This window comes from Zunongwangia mangrovi (genome assembly GCF_900112105.1).
Taxonomy (GTDB): domain Bacteria; phylum Bacteroidota; class Bacteroidia; order Flavobacteriales; family Flavobacteriaceae; genus Zunongwangia; species Zunongwangia mangrovi.
On sequence record NZ_FOKV01000001.1, the window covers coordinates 1229414 to 1248399 of the forward strand.

Annotated in this window: 10 protein-coding genes and 2 tRNA genes; 9 read left to right on the forward strand and 3 right to left on the reverse strand. The window is 37.7% G+C overall.

What is annotated here, in order from left to right; genetic code table 11:
* Positions 1-80: 80 nt before the first annotated feature.
* On the reverse strand, positions 81-650 hold the full coding sequence (locus BM201_RS05405; protein ID WP_092540665.1) for an RNA methyltransferase: 570 nt from the start codon (positions 648-650) through the stop codon (positions 81-83).
* Between the two features lie 341 nt (positions 651-991).
* Between BM201_RS05405 and BM201_RS05410 the strand changes: the two genes are divergently transcribed.
* The 7 genes from BM201_RS05410 to BM201_RS05440 all read left to right on the forward strand — a co-directional run bounded on the left by BM201_RS05410 (position 992) and on the right by BM201_RS05440 (position 11883).
* Positions 992-4231, forward strand: coding sequence for a S41 family peptidase (locus BM201_RS05410; protein ID WP_092540328.1), 3240 nt, complete (start codon positions 992-994; stop codon positions 4229-4231).
* Positions 4232-4398: 167 nt separating this feature from the next.
* On the forward strand, positions 4399-6228 hold the full coding sequence (locus tag BM201_RS05415; RefSeq protein WP_092540329.1) for an ABC transporter ATP-binding protein: 1830 nt from the start codon (positions 4399-4401) through the stop codon (positions 6226-6228).
* 225 nt (positions 6229-6453) lie between these two features.
* Positions 6454-7365: an alpha/beta hydrolase gene (locus BM201_RS05420; RefSeq protein ID WP_092540330.1), complete on the forward strand. Its 912-nt coding sequence runs from the start codon at positions 6454-6456 to the stop codon at positions 7363-7365.
* A gap of 3 nt (positions 7366-7368) precedes the next feature.
* On the forward strand, positions 7369-8613 hold the full coding sequence (locus BM201_RS05425; protein ID WP_092540331.1) for an ATP-binding cassette domain-containing protein: 1245 nt from the start codon (positions 7369-7371) through the stop codon (positions 8611-8613).
* A gap of 402 nt (positions 8614-9015) precedes the next feature.
* Complete coding sequence (gene mutS, locus BM201_RS05430; protein WP_092540667.1) at positions 9016-11616, forward strand: DNA mismatch repair protein MutS; 2601 nt, start codon at positions 9016-9018, stop codon at positions 11614-11616.
* 90 nt (positions 11617-11706) lie between these two features.
* Positions 11707-11779, forward strand: a tRNA-Gly gene (locus tag BM201_RS05435).
* 18 nt (positions 11780-11797) lie between these two features.
* Positions 11798-11883, forward strand: a tRNA-Leu gene (locus BM201_RS05440).
* Here BM201_RS05440 and BM201_RS05445 read toward each other — a convergent pair.
* The gene (locus tag BM201_RS05445) at positions 11865-12812 is read right to left on the reverse strand and encodes a glycosyltransferase family 61 protein (protein WP_092540332.1); all 948 of its coding nucleotides are present in this window, start codon (positions 12810-12812) and stop codon (positions 11865-11867) included. The genes BM201_RS05440 and BM201_RS05445 overlap by 19 nt on opposite strands.
* 213 nt (positions 12813-13025) lie before the next feature.
* The gene (katG, locus tag BM201_RS05450; protein ID WP_092540333.1) at positions 13026-15278 is read right to left on the reverse strand and encodes a catalase/peroxidase HPI; all 2253 of its coding nucleotides are present in this window, start codon (positions 15276-15278) and stop codon (positions 13026-13028) included.
* Between the two features lie 421 nt (positions 15279-15699).
* On the opposite strand from katG, the gene BM201_RS05455 reads away from it, so the two are divergent.
* Together BM201_RS05455 and BM201_RS05460 are read left to right on the forward strand one after the other, a co-directional pair.
* The gene (locus BM201_RS05455; RefSeq protein ID WP_092540669.1) at positions 15700-18120 is read left to right on the forward strand and encodes a zinc-dependent metalloprotease; all 2421 of its coding nucleotides are present in this window, start codon (positions 15700-15702) and stop codon (positions 18118-18120) included.
* A gap of 326 nt (positions 18121-18446) precedes the next feature.
* Entirely contained in the window at positions 18447-18932 is a 486-nt protein-coding gene (locus tag BM201_RS05460) for a hypothetical protein (RefSeq protein ID WP_092540334.1), read from the forward strand.
* The last annotated feature ends 54 nt before the right edge of the window (positions 18933-18986 follow it).

Genomic DNA, 18986 nt, shown 5'->3' on the forward strand with positions numbered 1-18986 from the left:
TAAAATCTAAAAGCGAAGCGGTCTAACTTCTATAAGCAAGGCGATCTAAACAAAACTCCCAACTGAGACTGCTAACTGAATTAATGTCCATGCCCGCCAGCAGCGTTATAATCTGCGGATTTTAGTTTTGAATATAGATCCCAAAGGATCACGCCTGTACTCACCGAAATATTTAAAGAATGTTTGCTTCCGGCTTGGGGAATTTCAATTACACCATCACTTGCTGAAACTACTTGTTGCTGCACTCCTTTTACTTCGTTTCCAAAAACTACAGCGATTTTTTCGCCAATTTCAGGTTTAAAGTCATTAAGCATTACGGCACCTTCAGCCTGTTCTATAGAAAATACTTTTAAGTTGTCTTCTTTCAGTTTTTCAACTAATGCAAGCGTGTCTTCAACATGTTCCCAAACAACTGTTTCGGTAGCGCCAAGTGCGGTTTTCTGAATGTCTTTGTGTGGCGGTTTGGCGGTAATTCCGCATAAATAAACTTTCTCGATCAAAAACGCATCGGCCGTTCTAAATACAGATCCAATGTTATTCAGGCTTCTAATATTATCAAGAATAACGATAATTGGTGTTTTTTTAGCTTCTTTAAATTCTTCAACCGATTTACGATTAAGCTCGCTGTTTTTGATCTTTCTGTTTTTCATGCCGCAAAAATAAAAATATTTGTCGGCTTTAACACCCATAACATTCCAGATACAATTTCAGAATTAATAACTGAAAACCGAATTTTTAAAAATTTTGAGGCGATTTTATCGAATTTCAGCAAAAAATAAAGCTTTTATTGGCACCGCCAAAGGGTATAATACTCCGGGGGCTTGTCTCGAAATTAATTTTTTTTGGTGAATGACTTGTGGGCGTGCCCTGAGGTAGTTTATTACAAACAAGAAGAAAGCAATAAATCCTGTCAGAGCCTGCTATTTCGTAGCTCAGCTTTTTTTGGCATCTTTGGAAGATCAATATCACTTCAAAAATAACAATCCATAACATGAAGAAAATTCTCTTTTCACTTTTCGCGATTCTTTTGGGAATTGGCCAAAGTTTTGCTCAGGTCACTCCAAAATGGATTCGATATCAATCTATTTCTCCAGATGGGGAAACGATTGCTTTTACTTATAAAGGCAATTTATTTACGGTTGCTGCGAGTGGCGGCGATGCTAAACAAATCACATTCCATAAAGCGCACGATTATATGCCGGTTTGGAGCAAAGATGGTAAGCAATTAGCATTTGCTTCAGATCGCTACGGCAATTTTGATGTTTTTGTAATGGATGCTTTGGGTGGCCCGGCAACCCGGTTAACCTATCATAGTAACGACGAGCAACCTTTTAGTTTTTCCGCAGATGGTAAGTCGGTTATTTTTGGTGCAGTTCGCCAGGATTTAGCAGAACATCGCCAGTTTCCTACCAGCTACCAACCAGAATTATATAGTGTTCCTGTTGACGGCGGACGTGTAGACCAGATTTTTACGATTCCGGCAGAATATGTTCAGGTAAGTAAAGACGGAAAAACAATGGTGTATCACGATAAAGTTGGAGGAGAGAACGAATGGCGTAAACATCATGTGTCTTCAGTAACTCGTGATCTTTGGAAATACGATGTTGAAAGCGATAAGCACACGATGATAACTTCATTTAAAGGAGAAGATCGCCAGCCGATTTTTGATGATTCTGAAGAAAATTTATTCTATTTAAGTGAAGAAAGTGGCAACTTTAATATTCACAAATTAGCTTTAGGGAATCCTGGAGAATCTAAGCAATTAACCGATTTTGAAGGTTTTCCGGTACGTTTCTTAAGCTACGGAAATGGGACTTTGGCCTTTGGTTACGATGGCGAATTATACACCATGAAAGAAGATGGCGAGCCTAAAAAAGTGAATGTAACTATTAGAACGCAATCTCTAGACAATAGCGATAATTATATAAATATTAGAGATGGCGTTCAGGAAATGGAAGTTTCTCCAAACGGCAAAGAAATTGCTTTTGTAGCTCGCGGGGAAGTTTTTGTAACATCGGTAGATGGATCTTTAACTAAAAGAATCACCAACACACCAAACCAGGAACGTTTTGTATCCTTTACACCAGATGGGAAGTCTGTAGTGTATTCTAGTGAGCGCGATGGAAAATGGAGTATCTATAAAACCGAAATTGTAAGAAAAGAGGAGCCATTTTTCTATGCTTCAACCTTACTTAAAGAAGAGCCGGTTATCGAAGCTGAAACCGATAGTTACATCCCAAAATATTCTCCAGATGGTAAAAAGCTGGCGTATATCTCAGGAAGAAGAACTTTAAGAGTAAAGGATCTTTCTTCAGGAAAAGAAGTTGATCTTTTAACTCCAGATGATCTGTTTACCATGCGTGATGGCGATAAAGATTTTACCTGGAGCCCAGATAGCAAGTGGCTATTAATGAGCTGGGGGAAATTACTGAGCAATAATGAAGTTTTGTTACTTGCGGCAGATGGAAGTAAACGTGAAAATTTAACTGAAAGTGGCTACCAGGATTATAATCCAAAATGGGTGAACGACGGGAAGCAAATGCTTTGGTTTAGTAATAGAAACGGACTAAAAAGTTACGCCACCAGCGGTAGAACTGAAGCTGACGTGTATTCGATGTTCTTTACGCAGGATGCTTTTGATAAATTCAATATGTCTGAGGAAGATTATAAGCTAATGAAAGCTATTGAAGAAGCTCAGAAAGCTGATAAAGACGAAGACAAAAAAGAGGATAAAAAAGATAAGAAGGATAAGAAAGACGAAGAAGTAAAAGAACTTAAGTTCGATTGGGATGGCATGGAAGAACGTAAAAAACGTCTTACCACACACTCTAGCAGTTTAAGCGATGCTGTACTTTCTAAAGACGGAGAAAAGATATATTACCTATCTAGTTTTGAGGATAGAAACAACCTTTGGGAAACCAATCTTCGAACCGGTGAAACCAAAATGACTGTAAAACTGAATTCCAGAGGAGGAAGTTTAGTTTGGGATAAAAAACAGGAAAATCTTTATTTATTAAGCGGCGGAAATATCTCTAAGATCGATGTAGATAAAGGTAAATCTGAAGGAATTAAGATCGCCGGAGATATGTATTACGATGAAGATGCCGAGCGTGAAAAAATGTTCGATCATGTTTATATAAGAACAAAGAATATTTTCTACGAGCCAACATTCCACGGTAAAAATTGGGATTCTTTATATGTTCAGTATAAAAAATATCTTCCGCATATTGGAAATTCGTATGAGTTTGCTGAAATGCTTTCTGAAATGTTGGGAGAGCTTAATGTTTCGCATTCGGGAGCGCGTTACAGTAACCGTAGCAACGATGGCGACGCAACCGCTTCATTAGGAATTTTTATGGATTACGATTTTGAAGGCGACGGAATTAAAATTACTGAGGTTATTAAAAGCGGGCCATTAGATAAAGCCGCTTACGATATCGAACCGGGAATGATAATTACAGCGATCGATGGCCAAACGATCGAAAGTGATCAGGATATTGCAAAATATCTAAATCATAAAGCTAATAAATTCGTGTTGTTAGAGATTAAAGATCCTGAAGCGAAAGAGCCGAAACAAATTACTATGAAGCCTATTTCTTTAGGACAGGAGCGAAGTTTGTTATACAACCGTTTTGTAAGAATCAACCGAAAAGAAGTTGAAGAAAAAAGCAACGGAAAACTCGGTTACGTTCATATCCCGGGAATGAGTGATGAACCTTATCGTTCGATCTATGAAGATATGATGGGAAAATATTTTGAAACCGAAGGAGTGATCGTGGATACGCGTTTTAATGGTGGTGGAGACCTGGTTGCAGATCTTGCTGCTTTCTTTACAGGAACTCCGTTTATCACTTACGAAACTGAAGCTAAAGTTGTAGGTGGCGAGCCAACTTCTCGATGGACGAAGCCTACGCTTTCATTATTTAATGAAAGTATGTATTCAGATGGGCATTGTTATGCAAGTGGATATACAGATCTAAATATTGGTACAACGATTGGAATGCCGGTACCGGGAACCTGTAGTTTTGCAGGTTGGGAAGGCCTAGCCGATGGTACACGCTGGGGAGTTGTTCCGGTGAGTGCTAAAAATAAAGCTGGAGAATGGATGGAAAATAACCAAACCGAACCAGATATTATCGTTAAAAATATGCCGGGCGTGATTAGCGATGGTCGCGACCAACAGTTGGAAAAAGGTATAGAGGTTTTATTAGATCAGGTTGCTGAAGAGTAATTCTCGAAAAACCTCAAATCATAAAAGCTCCGAATTCATTTTCGGGGCTTTTTTATTGGCATCGCCAAAAGAATATAATGCCCCAGAGGTATTTTACTTTTCAGTCCAAAGTAAGGTTTTAGTAAATTAACAGACCATTTTTAAGAACGCAATAAAATCAATTTCATTTGCCAAGACCAAAAAAGTCCTTAGAACCTAATAAGATCAATCTTAAAGAAAGTTTTGCTTCTTTAAAATTCGTACCTCGATTCTTTAAAGAGATTCGAAAAGTGAATCCATTTTTGTTTTACGCCAATATTGGTAGCCGAATTTTAAGTGCGGTGATTCCTTTGGCTTTATTATGGATCGGAAAGATCATTATCGATGAGGTTGTGGTACAGATCGATGCTGAAGTAAAAGATCTTTCCAGATTATGGATTTTTGTTGCTGCTGAATTTGGTTTGGCGATCTTATCAGATCTTTTGAGTCGGGGAGTTTCACTGACAGATGCTTTGCTTGGTGATCAATATTCGATAGATACTTCAGTAAAAATTATTGAAAAAACAGCCGAGCTGAATTTAGATCAATTAGAAGATTCTGAATTTTACGATAAGCTGGAAAGAGCACGACGACAGACCACCGGAAGAGTTGGTTTAATGTCTAATATTCTTACCCAGGGCGAAGATCTAATTGTGATCATTTCCCTGCTTGCCGGTGTTGTGGTTTTTGAACCCTGGTTGCTCATTTTACTCGTAGTTTCTATCGTTCCGACGATTCTAAATGAAATCAAGTTTAGTGGCACCAGTTATTCTTTAGCCAGAAGCTGGACGCAAGAGCGCCGCGAACTCGATTATTTACGTTATGCCGGGGCAAGTGACGTTACGGCAAAGGAGGTTAAGTTATTCGGACTTTCGGGATATTTGGCAAATCGTTTTAAGACACTTTCAGACCAATATTATTTAGCGAATAAAAAACTGGCCAAAAAACGTGCAGGATGGGGTTCGGTTTTTAACGTTATTGGGACTTCGGCTTATTATGGAGCTTATTTACTTATTGTTTACAGAACGGTTTTAGGCGTGTTTAGTTTGGGTGATCTTACCTTTTTATCGGGTTCATTTAACCGTTTACGATCAAAATTGCAGGGATTTTTCACTCGTTTTACAGCAATTACAGAGAGTGCACTTTATCTTCAGGATTACTTTGAGTTTCTAGACCTTAAATATGAAGACACCGTAGTAGACGGTTTACCACTTCCTAAGGAAATTAAAAAAGGATTCAGTTTTAAAAATGTTGGTTTTAAATATCCAAAATCAGATAAATGGGTAGTAAGGAATATTAATTTTGAATTACGTGCCGGTGAAAAACTGGCTTTCGTGGGAGAAAATGGCGCCGGAAAAACAACATTGATCAAATTGTTACTCCGTTTCTACGAACCAACTGAAGGTGAAATTCTATTAGAAGATATTCCGGTAAAGCGATACGATAAAACGCAATACCAGCAATATTTTGGAGTCATTTTTCAGGATTTTGTAAAGTTCGAATTAACGCTTCGAGAGAATATTGCAATGGGCGATATTCGTGAAATCGACAATCAATTTAAATTAGATGCTGCAGCCGAGAAAAGTCTGGCGAATCAGGTAATCGATGATGTTCCAAAAGGACTGGATCAGCAATTAGGCAAACGATTTAAGCAGGGAAAAGATCTTTCTGGCGGGCAATGGCAAAAGATCGCGATCGCTAGGGCGTATATGAAAGATGCCGAAGTTTTGATCTTAGATGAACCAACTTCAGCATTAGATGCACGGGCAGAAACCGAAGCTTTCGATCGTTTTATAAATCTTACTAAAGGCAAGACTGCGGTGATCATTTCACACCGCTTTAGTACGGTAAGAATTGCAGATCGAATTATGGTGCTAAAAAATGGCGCAGTTCTAGAAATCGGTACCCACGAAGAATTGATGAAAAACGATAAATTATATGCCGAATTATTTAATCTTCAGGCAGCGGGATATCAATAAAAAGTTAGAAAATCTAAAGTTTGGTGTTTTATCAAAATCAAACCTCACAGGTTTTGAAAACCTGTGAGGTTTCTGCTAAAAAAGTTAGATAATGCCTAAAGGTTTGAATTGGGAAACCGGCGGTTTCTTTCTTTACTGAAAACTAACCACGGATAGTCGTTTTTCAATTATTCTCATCTTATCCCCCAAGAATTAATTACATTTATGCTAAATAATTCAATTCTAATGAAAAGCTTTAGTGTTCTCGTCCTGTTTTTAAGTTTATCTGTTTCGGCACAAATCAAAACTTTACCACTTTGGCCGGAAGGGAAAATGCCCAATTACCAAAAGTCAGACGAAAAGGAAGAGATCGATGTGAATACCATTAGCTGGATCTCGAAAGTGCAGCAACCTACTTTAGAAATCTATCTTCCGCCGCAGGCTTCAGCGAACGGACAGGCAGTTTTAGTTTGTCCCGGTGGTGGTTACGCCGGTTTGGCTTATGATTGGGAAGGCACTGAAATTGCAAAATATCTAAATTCAAAAGGAATTGCGGCCGGAGTTTTAAAATACAGGTTGCCTGGTTCAGCTTCAGTAAAAGAAAATTTTAAAGCGCCGCTTCAGGATGCGCAACGTGGTATTAGGATGCTGCGCGCAAATGCTTCAGATTGGAATATCGATAAAGATAAAGTTGGCGTGATGGGCTTTTCTGCTGGCGGGCATTTGGCTTCGACTTTAGGAACGCATTTTCAGGATGCTTTTTATTCAGCAATAGACGACATAGATTCCGAAGAAATTCGCCCGGATTTTATGATTCTGATCTATCCCGTTATCAGCATGGATCCTGAAATTACCCACCAGGGCTCTCGCGATAATTTATTGGGTAAAAATCCAACTACAGCATTAGAAAAGCAGTTTTCTAACGATCTGCAGGTTACAGAAAATACGCCAACAACATTTATATTACATACCGGTGACGACCAGACGGTGCCGGTTGAAAATAGTCTTAGAATGTACAAGGCTTTGCAAGAAAATAAAGTGCAGACAGAAATGCATATTTACCCCAAAGGTGGTCACGGATTTTCGCTGGCAAACGGAGTTTATTACCTGGAAAGCTGGAGTGAGCGATTAACCGATTGGCTACGGAATTTGAATTAATTTATGACACATATTGCAATTTATGCAGAGGATCACAAGTTGGTTTCCCAGCTAATTGATGATCTAAAAAAGGATAAAAAAGTACCCGGATTTGAAGGATTTCAGCATAAAAAAGGATTAGAACATTCTGAAGCTGTGCTTCAAAGTTTTATAAAGGAAGATCAGAAACATGGAAATTCGGTTTTAGTAAAAGATCAGGATCGTAGTTTGCGGACTTTCTCTAGTGGTGAAAAACGTAAAGCTTTACTCGAATTTTTACTGAAAAAAGAACCGGATTACCTTATTTTAGACGATCCTTTCGATTGTTTGGATGTACGATCTGTAGCGAATTTTAAATCTAGATTAGCAGAAGTAAAATCTGATTTTGCGATGCTGCAAATCTTTAGAAGAGAAGAAGATATTTTAGCGTTTATCGATAAGGTGCTCACTTTTAATTCAAACGGAAAAATTATCCTGAAAAATAAAGCCGATTTTAGCGAAAATAAGAAGCAGTTTTTAGCTGAAGTAAAAGCGATTCCGCCTGCTCCTAAAGTTTTTGAAAATATTCCTGAAAGCCTTATCAAGCTGGAAGAGGTTAATGTTTCTTATGAGAATCGCCCAATTTTAACGAATATCAGCTGGGAAGTGAAGCGTGGTGAATTCTGGAAACTTACCGGCCCAAACGGATCGGGAAAAACCACGATTTTGAGCATGGTTTACGGCGATAATCCCAAAGCCTACGGTGTTGATCTTTTTCTCTTCGGAAAGAAAAAAGGTAGCGGTGAATCTGTATGGGATATCAAGAAGAAGATTGGCTATTTTTCTCCTGCTTTAACTGAAATGTTTAATCGTAGAAATACGGTTGAAGATATGGTAATCTCTGGATTGGTAGATAGCGTTGGTTTGTATCAAAAACCAAGCGACAAACAGAAAGCTTTAGCAAAACAATGGCTGGAAACTTTAGGATTTCAGGAAAAAGCTAAAAAAATATTTAATGACTTGCCCAATCTTGAAAAACGAATGCTTCTAATCGCTCGTGCCATGATAAAACATCCTCCCTTGTTAATTCTGGACGAACCTTCTACAGCATTAGACGATAAAAGTGCTTTAAAAATCACCAATCTTATCAATCAAATCGCTGCGCAAAGTGACACTGCAATTATTTATGTTTCCCACAGAAAAGAAAAAGGCTTAAATCCCGATTTTGAATACGAATTATTTCCTTCCGAAAACGGCTCGACAGGAAAATTGGTTTCAAAAGTCAATTAACAATGAACAATTAGCAGAAAAGCTTATAGCAATCAGCTTTCAGCTAATTTTAAGTGATCGTCATTCCGTGCTTGACACGGAATCTCATCCTGATGAGATGCTGAATTAATCCAGTTTCTCATATGGATAACTTCACCATGAGGAAACAAAACGATCTACATTAATAAGTAGTTCATAAAACTTATTAATAGAATTTCCATTTCTCTTCAGAGCTCTAAACTTTGTTAGCTGTTAGCTGTTAGCTGTTAGCTGTTAGCTGTTAGCTGTTAGCTGTTAGCTGTCAAAAAAATGTGAATAAAAGCTAAGCTCAAATTTTCTAATCGCAATGAGGTTTCTGTATTTTAGCGGTTCTAAAATTTCCTTGGTTTGGCAGCAAAAAAAGAAGCAAAAGTGACCCCTTTAATGAAGCAGTATTTAGCGATAAAAGCTAAATATCCAGATGCAATGTTATTGTTTAGAGTCGGGGATTTCTATGAGACTTTTGGAGCAGATGCCGTGGTTGCTGCCAGAACTTTAAACATTGTTCTAACCAATAGAAATAACGGCGGCGAGCGAAGCGAGCTTGCAGGTTTTCCGCATCATTCTTTAAATACCTATTTGCCTAAGCTAGTAAAAGCAGGGCAACGTGTGGCCATTTGCGATCAATTAGAAGATCCAAAAATGACCAAAAAGATCGTGAAGCGTGGAGTAACCGAATTGGTGACTCCGGGTGTGGCCTTAAGCGACGAGGTTTTAAATAGTAAATCGAATAATTTTCTTTGTGCGATTCACTACGGAAAAAGAAATCTTGGAATTTCGTTTTTGGATGTTTCTACGGGTGAATTTTTAACTGCGCAGGGCACGCAGGAATATATTGATAAATTGCTTCAGAACTTTAACCCGAGCGAGGTTTTAATTCAGAAGAAATATAAAAAGAATTTTGCGGCAGATTTTGGTGAAGATTACCATGTTTTTTATCTGGAAGATTGGGTGTTTAAAAACGATTTTGCCAGCGAAACTTTAAACGGGCATTTTAAGACCAACTCTTTAAAAGGTTTTGGAGTGTCACATTTAGAGGAAGGAATTATTGCTTCTGGAGCAATTCTTCATTACCTGGCCGAAACTCAGCATAACAAACTTCAGCATATCACTGCGATAAATCGAATTGCAGAAGAAGAATATGTTTGGATGGATCGATTCACCATTAGAAATCTCGAATTATATCATAGCACTGCCGCCAATGCGGTGACACTTTTAGATGTGATCGATAAGACGATTTCGCCTATGGGAGGCCGATTACTAAAACGATGGTTGGCGCTGCCTTTAAAGAATTCAGAAAAAATAAAAAAACGCCACGAGGTTGTAGGTTATCTTTTAGAGCATCCCGAGGTTTTATATAAGATCCAAGAGCAGGTAAAAGAAATGAGCGATTTAGAACGCTTAATTTCAAAAGTAGCAACGGGTAAAGTTTCACCGCGAGAAGTTATTCAGCTTAAAAATTCTTTAGAAGCCATTATTCCGGTAAAGGAAACAGCTTTAGGGTGCGAGAACGAAGCTTTAAAAGTGATTGGCGATAATTTACATGCCTGTGAGTTGCTTAGATCTAAAATAAAAGAAAGCATTAACGAGGAAGCGCCTGTGTTGGTGCAAAAAGGGAATGTGATTGCCAGGGGATTTCATAAGGAACTGGACGAACTTCGTGATATCGCATTTTCGGGAAAAGATTACCTCGATAATATGTTGGAGCGGGAAAGTGCTGCAACCGGAATCACTTCATTGAAGATCGGGAATAACAATGTGTACGGCTATTATATCGAAGTGCGAAACACGCATAAAGATAAAGTGCCGGCTGAGTGGGTTAGAAAACAAACGCTGGTAAACGCCGAGCGTTATATTACTGAAGAATTAAAAGAATATGAAGCGAAGATCTTAGGTGCCGAAGAGAAAATACTGCAACTAGAGCAAAATCTATTTTCGAAATTGGTGCTTTGGATGAACGATTATATTCAGCCTGTACAGCAAAACGCCCAGCTTATTGCGCAGTTGGATTGTTTGTGTTCATTCGCACAGCAGGCCAAGATCGAACAATACTGTAAGCCCGAAATGGAAGAAGGATTCGAATTACAAATTGAAGACGGTCGCCATCCCGTGATCGAAAAGCAATTACCTATTGGCGAATCTTACGTGACTAATAGCGTTTTTCTGGATAGAGAAGATCAGCAGGTGATTATGATCACTGGGCCAAACATGAGTGGTAAGTCGGCTATTTTGCGACAAACTGCATTAATTGTACTCATGGCACAGATGGGAAGTTTTGTGCCGGCAAAAGCAGCGAATATAGGTTTAGTAGATAAAATTTTTACCAGGGTAGGAGCCAGCGATAATATTTCGATGGGCGAATCTACATTTATGGTAGAAATGAACGAAACTGCGAATATCCTGAATAATATTTCTGAAAGAAGTTTAGTGCTTCTGGATGAGATTGGCCGTGGTACCAGTACTTATGATGGGATTTCGATCGCCTGGGCCATTAGTGAATACTTGCATGAACATCCATCGCGTCCAAAAACGCTTTTTGCAACGCATTATCACGAATTAAATGAAATGTGTGATACCTTTAGCCGAATAAAGAATTATAATGTCTCTGTAAAAGAATTAAAAGATAATGTTCTTTTTCTGCGGAAGCTGGTTCCCGGTGGTAGCGAACATAGTTTCGGGATTCATGTAGCGAAAATGGCAGGGATGCCACAACAGGTGTTGCATCGTGCCAATAAGATTTTACAAAAGCTGGAGCAAACCCATAAAATGGAAGAAAGCAGCGAGGTTTTAAAAAAATCTGCTGAAGAAGAGATGCAACTCAGTTTTTTTAATTTAGATGATCCTTTACTGGAAGATCTGCGTGACGAATTGGTAAGTATTGATATTGATACACTTACGCCGGTAGAGGCTTTAATGAAATTAAACGAGATAAAACGAATGCTTTCGGTTAAACAAAAAAAGAAGGCTGAAAACGTAAAAAAGTAAAAAAAAGCTTTGTCGTTTTAAGAAATGTGCTAAATTTGCATCCGCAATAAACAATTGCGCATCGGTAAAACCGAAAGTTCTTTTAAATACGCGAAAATAGCTCAGTTGGTAGAGCGCCACCTTGCCAAGGTGGAGGTCGCGGGTTCGAATCCCGTTTTTCGCTCAGTATATATAGCATTATGCTCGGATGGTGGAATTGGTAGACACGTTGGACTTAAAATCCAATGAACAGCAACGTTCGTGCGGGTTCAAGTCCCGCTCCGAGTACAAAGACCCTCTTTATCTTTTTGATTTAGAGGGTTTTTTGTTTTTGTTTCCAGTAATTTTTTTTCAAGTTTATATTGGTTTGTCTCTAGTACATCATATTTAATATTTTTCATTTTGCATAGCATATGAAAATAAGTTTTTGTGGCCTTTTGACCAGGGATATGAGTGCCATCTTTATAGCACGGGTAAACGTGGTCTTTATCTACAATCTCAATTACATGGCAGTTTTTGTTCGAAAACAGTAAATTAGAAAGGCCTGCGCCATGAAATCCAATTATAGTTTCTGCCTGATTAAAAATATATGCCTGATCAAAAATTGAAAATTCTTCTAGGGAGATGGTACTGAAGCCTTTGCTATTCAAGAAATCTTGTATTTCTAATTCGTTAACTAGTCTTCGAGATTTTCTATTTATATATATACATGGTAAACTTTTATTTAATGTCGATTTTTCAAGTATATAGCCCAAATATTTATTTTCGATTCGGTCGATCAAATATGGAGTGGCTCTTCCTTTGTGGTAAAGTTTATAAGGACTTTTGCCTATAGGTGATTCGTTTGTAGAGGTATTGTGATTGATTGGGATATAAGCATTTTTTGGTATACCAGTTTTTGTGAGTCGTTTTAGTTTCTTTTTAGGGTATATTTCTTTCAAAGTTGCTATCCAATCTTTTTGGAAACTTTTGGAAGCATAGAATATATTGTCTGGTAGAACAATTTTATTTTCGACGCCTTCAAAACATAAAAATAGAAGCGGAAGTTCGTTAAAGTTCCAATGACAATAATTATTTATGCCTCTATCACTTGTAGGTATAACATAACAATTTGATCCACTGCCAATTTTCATGAATCCTGATGGCCCAAAATTATAAGTTACTCCATCGGGTGGCTCAGATGGTAACTTTTGATCAATATATAGATTTGCCCTCATATATTGTTTGGTCTAAATCATAAATGTCAAGTTCTCTATATTCCAGTATTTTTAATTTATCAAAATTTAGATTTAGTGGATATAGAATCCTGTCAATTTTATCTATGATCTTTTTTATCATATTTTGTATTATCTCAAAAAATTTGAGGTGAAGTTAAGCAAAAAAAGCAGCTCCATCAAGAAGCTGCTTTTAGATATTTTAAATCGATATTATTATTTTAAATCAAAGCGATCTAAGTTCATTACTTTAGTCCAAGCTTTAGCAAAATCCTTTAAGAATTTCTCTTGGCTATCAGCACAGGCGTAAACTTCGGCTTGTGCGCGTAGTTCAGAGTTTGAACCAAAAATTAAGTCGGCACGGCTGGCTGTCCATTTTGTATCTCCGGTTTTTCGATCTTTTCCAACAAACTCGGTTTGTGCATCGTTTGTAGAACTCCACGTTGTACTCATATCCAATAGGTTCATAAAATAATCGTTACTTAAAACACCCGGTTTTTCAGTAAAAACTCCTTTTTTAGAACCATCGTAGTTAATGTCTAAAACTTTTAGTCCGCCAAAAAGAACGGTAAGTTCTGGTACATTAAGCGTTAGTAATTGCGCTCTGTCGATTAACATGGTTTCTGCAGAAGTGCTCACATCTTCGCCTCCTCTAATGTAATTTCTAAATCCATCAGATTCTGGTTCTAAAGCATTAAAAGCATCAGCATCGGTCTGTTCTTCGGTAGCATCGGTACGTCCCGGAGTAAATTCAAGTTTTATATCACTTCCTGCGTCTTTAGCAGCTTTCTCGATTGCGGCATTTCCGGCAAGAACGATAAGATCTGCTAAAGAGATTTTTCTTTCCGAAGAATTATTAAAATCGGCCTTAATTTCTTCTAATTTCGAGATGATCTTTTGAAGTTGTGCCGGGTTGTTAACTTCCCAGTTACGTTGTGGCTCTAAACGAATTCTTGCGCCATTGGCACCACCACGTTTGTCTGAACCTCTAAAAGTTGAAGCTGAAGCCCACGCGGTAGAAACAAGCTCTGAAACCGATAATCCTGAGTTTAAGATCTTTTCCTTTAGAATAGCTACATCTTCAGCATTTACCAGTTCGTGATCTACCGCTGGTACAGGATCCTGCCAAATTAATTCCTCCTTCGGAACTTCTGGCCCTAAATATCTTGAAAGTGGCCCCATATCACGATGCGTTAATTTAAACCAGGCTCTGGAAAAAGCATCCGCAAATTCATCTGGATTTTCGTAAAAATGTCGTGAGATCTTTTCATAATCTGGATCCATTTTAAGCGCAAGATCTGTTGTAAGCATAAAAGGCGCGTGCTTTTTATTAGGATCGTGTGCATCTGGTACAGTATCTACACCAGCATTATCTTTTGGTTTCCATTGGTGGGCACCGGCGGGGCTTTTAGTAAGCTCCCACTCAAAGCCAAATAGATTTTCGAAGAAATTATTACTCCATTTTGTAGGAGTAGTGGTCCATGCACCTTCTAGTCCGCTTGTGATGGTGTCGCCAGCATTTCCTGTCCCAAAGCTATTTTTCCATCCCAAATTCATTTCTTCGATAGTTGCTCCTGCAGGTTCTTCAGCAACATATTTTTCAGGATCAGCAGCACCGTGGGTTTTTCCGAAGCTATGTCCGCCAGCAATCAATGCTACGGTTTCGTAGTCGTTCATTGCCATACGGCCAAAAGTTTCTCTAATATCTTTAGCGGCACCCAGTGGATCTGGATTTCCGTTAGGTCCTTCAGGATTTACATAAATTAATCCCATATGCGAAGCGCCAAGCGGATTTTCCAAAGTGTTTCCGTTTTCGTAGCGTTCTTTGTTTCCTAGCCATTCACCTTCAGATCCCCAATAAATATCTTCTTCGGGTTCCCAAATATCTTCACGACCACCCGCAAAACCAAAAGTTTCGAATCCCATGGATTCTAAAGCGCAGTTTCCGGCAAGGATCATCAAATCTGCCCAACTAATTTTCTTACCATATTTCTGTTTAATTGGCCATAAAAGGAGTCTGGCTTTATCCAAATTCGCGTTATCTGGCCAGCTATTTAAAGGTGCAAAACGTTGTGATCCTGAGCTTGCGCCACCACGACCATCAGCAATACGATAAGTACCTGCGCTATGCCATGCCATTCTAATAAAAAATGGACCGTAATGTCCAAAATCGGCTGGCCACCAATCCTGCGAATCGGTCATCAATTCAAATAGATCCTTTTTTACCGCTTTTAGGTCTAGTTTTTTAAACTCATCAGCATAATTAAAATCCTCGTTCATAGGATTGGTTTTGGAAGAATGCTGACTCAATATTCTTAGATTTAACTGGTTGGGCCACCAATCTTTATTAGTTGTTCCCGTACCTGCTGTAAACTTTTTTGATCCGCCTAGAAAAGGACATTTACTAGAATCATTCACTTCCCAAACTTTATGATTATCTGGATTGTTTTGGTGATTGTTTTTTGCCATAACTTAAGATTTTAATTATTACCAGGTTAAAATTAGATAACGAAATGCTATGTTTTGGGGTTTCTTTATAGTAAAAAGCTATCGTGGTTATTGTGAAATTTATAGCTTAAAACTAAATATGTGCTAATTGCTTAAAAAATACTTCTTAAAAATAGCGAATTATAAATTCTAATAAAAGTATTCTTCAGTTTAAGCCGCGATTGTTGACTTTTCTTTTCTGAAAATATCTAGTGATTTAAAAATTTATGATTGCTGAAAAATAATTGCAGAATAGCTAATATTGATATTATACATTTTTGAAGTGTTTTTTATTCTGAAGAAATTAGCTTAATAAGCGATCGCTTAGCCAAAGTGCGGAGTCTGGTGTTTTTTTCGGCATAAATTGAAGTTTACTTATCTTGTGGAAAAATTTCAAACCTTCATGATAAAAAAAGTACTAGCGATTGGAGTATTAGCCGCATTAAGTGTTGGCTGTAAAACTTCTAAACCTGTCGCCGAAGCTCCTGCAACCGAAAAGAAAGGAGATTTTAAACCTTATAATAAGGTAATTACTGCTGAAGCAATTTCAGATAAAGGATTATTTATTACCCATAAGGTAGACGATAAATTGTATTTCGAAATTCCCGATTCTCTTTTTAATAAAGATATGCTTTGGGTAAGTAGAATTGCTAAAGTTCCATCGGGTTACGGTGGCGGATATGTAAATGCCGGCTCTAAGGTTAACGAACAGGTGGTGCGGTGGAGCAAGCGTGGTAAAAATGTAGATATTAAGGTGATGAGCTTCGAGAACCAGAGCGACGAAGAATCACCGATCTATAAATCTGTAAAGGCCAATAATTTTGAGCCTATTCTGTACAGCGCCAAGATCGAAACTATGAAAGCAGATAGTAGCGCTTATGTGATCGATGTTACCAGTTTGTTCGAAGATGAAGTTGCCGCTATTAACGGGATGGATGCTTCAGCTAAAAAAAGATATAAAGTAAGACGCCTTGATAAAAGCAGGTCGTATATTGAAGATGTGAATTCTTTTCCGCAGAACGTAGAAGTAAGACACGTGATGACTTACGAAGCCGAACAACCACCAGAAAGAGGTCAGGCTAGTACCATTTCTATGCTAATGAACCAATCGATGGTGTTACTTCCTGAAGATAAAATGATGTCTAGAATTGCAGATTATCGAGTAGGATGGTTTACTACCGGAAAGTATGATTATAATTCTGACGCTCTAAAATCTGATGACTATAGAATCATTAATAAATGGAGACTGGTTCCTAAAGATATTGAAGCGTATAAAAACGGAGAACTGGTAGAACCAGTAAAACCAATTGTCTATTACCTGGATCCTGCAACACCAGAACGTTGGAGACCCTATTTTAAAAAGGGTATCGAGGATTGGAACAAGGCTTTTGAAAAAGCAGGTTTTAAGAATGCGATTATTGCTAAAGATCCGCCTTCTAAAGAGGAAGACCCAGATTTTAGTCCGGAAGATGTACGATATTCTGTTGTACGTTATGTGGCAAGTACTACAAGAAATGCGGTAGGACCATCTGTTGTAGATCCAAGAACAGGTGAAATTATCGAAAGTGATATTATATGGTATCACAATCATTTGCGCTCTTATCGAAACAGGTTTATGATTGAAGCTGGCGCGCAAAATCCAAATGCAAGAACTCTAGAAACTCCAGAAGAAGAAATAGGAGAGATGATGCGAATGGTAATCGCTCACGAAGTTGGTCATGCTTTAGGATTACCACATAATATGAAAGCTAGTGCCGCTTATCCTACAGATTCTTTACGTTCAGCCGAGTTTACTCAAAAATATGGGCTTACCCCATCGATTATGGATTATGCCCGAGTGAATTATGTAGCACAACCAGAAGATAAAGGTGTACGCTATATTAGAATGATGGGGCCTTACGATCTTTATGCTATTAATTGGGGCTATCGTTATTTGCCTGAAGCTAAAACTTCAGAAGACGAAAAAGAAAGCCTGGATAAATGGATTCTTGAAAAAGCAGGTGATCCTGTTTACGAATTTGGTGGCGGTTACGGTGGTGTAGATCCGCAAGCTCAACGTGAGAGTTTAGGAAAAGACCAGGTGAAAGCCAGCGAATATGGCTTAGCAAACATGAAAAAAGTAGTGCCAAATTTAATCAAGTGGACTACAAAAGATGGCTACGGCTATGACGAACTGGAAGAAGTCTATAGAGAACTTATTGGGCTTTGGAGAGGATATCTTTATCATGTAGTAACTAATGTTGGCGGTGTGTACGAAACTCGTAAAACTTCAGATCAGGAAGGTGCTGTTTATACTCCGGTTCCAGATGATATTCAGGAAGGTGCTGTAAAGTTCTTAAATGAAAATGCATTTACAACGCCAGATTGGTTATTAAACAAGGATATTTTAGATCGTATAGAGTCCAATGGAGCAATAGAGCGTATACAAAGTTTACAATCCAGGGTATTAAACTATCTACTTAACGAAGATCGTTTATTGCGTATGATCGAAAATCAGCAATTACACGATAACGATTATGCGGTGATCGAACTTTTAGAAGATTTACGCAAAGGTATTTTTGCTGAATTATATAACGGAAAGAAAGTTGACGCTTACCGAAGAAACTTACAGCGTTCTTACGTAGCTATTGCGATCGATTATATAAATAAGCTTGAAGAAGACGATGATGTAGCAACTACAGATATTATAGCTTTAATGAGAGGTGAATTGGAGACTTTACAATCTCAATTAAATCGCATGCAGTATTCAACTTCAGATCGATTAAGCAGGTACCATTATAAAGACTTAATTGCAAGAATCGAAAAAGCTTTTACAGCGAAGTAAACATTTAAACGTGTCTTTTATCGATAAAAAGCATCCCTTGTGGATGCTTTTTTTGTCTTTTAGCGACGATAATATGGTTTTATAGTGCATTTTATCCTTAATTTACGTTTTATCACTACAATTATAGAAAGTAAATTCCTACTTTTTGGTTCGACGAAATACATTTTTTGGTATAGATTGTAATATCTTACTTACAAAATAGTGTTAAAGTAGGTGTTTTTTATATAATAAGTGCATTTTATCGATTTTTAGTGTGTTTCGAATGTTCTTTTTTTCTAATTTTACCATATCGAAATAAACGAAATATCAAATCTTATTAGAATCGTATGAAATCAAAATTACTTTTAGGAATCTTAGGAGCTTTTTTAGCAATCGGATGTAGTCAGGAAAGACCAGGTGCAGATACATTTAATTTAGATGTTGCAGTTGAAATTACCGTTCAAAATGAAAAAGGTCAGAATTTATTAGATCCCAAAACAGAGGGTGCTATCAATCCAGAAGACATTAAGTTATATTATGTAGAGGATGGTAAAGCTCAGGAAGTATATGATGAAACAAGCGATCTACCAAAAAGCTTTATGATCTTTCAAACCGGAGGTACTTATAGAATGAGAATCCTTCAAAATCATGTAGATTCAGATGATCGACCATTAACTTTAATCCAATGGAATGAAACAGATGTTGATACAATTCAGAGTGAATACTTAAAAGGTGATAGATATATCATTCAGGATAAGATTTATTACAACGGTAAATTAAGCTGGTCTACAGGAGACAGTTTTGAGCCATATTTCGAAGTAGTAAAAAACTAAGCATTAGATTATTTCTATAAGATTTATATATAAAAAAAAGCGCCTACGAAAATA

Coding starts and splice junctions, on each gene's coding strand:
- BM201_RS05420 (WP_092540330.1), top strand. CDS start 6,454: ATGAAAAGCTTTAGTGTTCTCGTCCTGTTTTTAAGTTTATCTGTTTCG.
- BM201_RS05405 (WP_092540665.1), bottom strand. CDS start 650: ATGAAAAACAGAAAGATCAAAAACAGCGAGCTTAATCGTAAATCGGTT.
- BM201_RS05460 (WP_092540334.1), top strand. CDS start 18,447: ATGAAATCAAAATTACTTTTAGGAATCTTAGGAGCTTTTTTAGCAATC.
- mutS (WP_092540667.1), top strand. CDS start 9,016: ATGAAGCAGTATTTAGCGATAAAAGCTAAATATCCAGATGCAATGTTA.
- BM201_RS05445 (WP_092540332.1), bottom strand. CDS start 12,812: ATGAGGGCAAATCTATATATTGATCAAAAGTTACCATCTGAGCCACCC.
- BM201_RS05410 (WP_092540328.1), top strand. CDS start 992: ATGAAGAAAATTCTCTTTTCACTTTTCGCGATTCTTTTGGGAATTGGC.
- BM201_RS05455 (WP_092540669.1), top strand. CDS start 15,700: ATGATAAAAAAAGTACTAGCGATTGGAGTATTAGCCGCATTAAGTGTT.
- katG (WP_092540333.1), bottom strand. CDS start 15,278: ATGGCAAAAAACAATCACCAAAACAATCCAGATAATCATAAAGTTTGG.
- BM201_RS05425 (WP_092540331.1), top strand. CDS start 7,369: ATGACACATATTGCAATTTATGCAGAGGATCACAAGTTGGTTTCCCAG.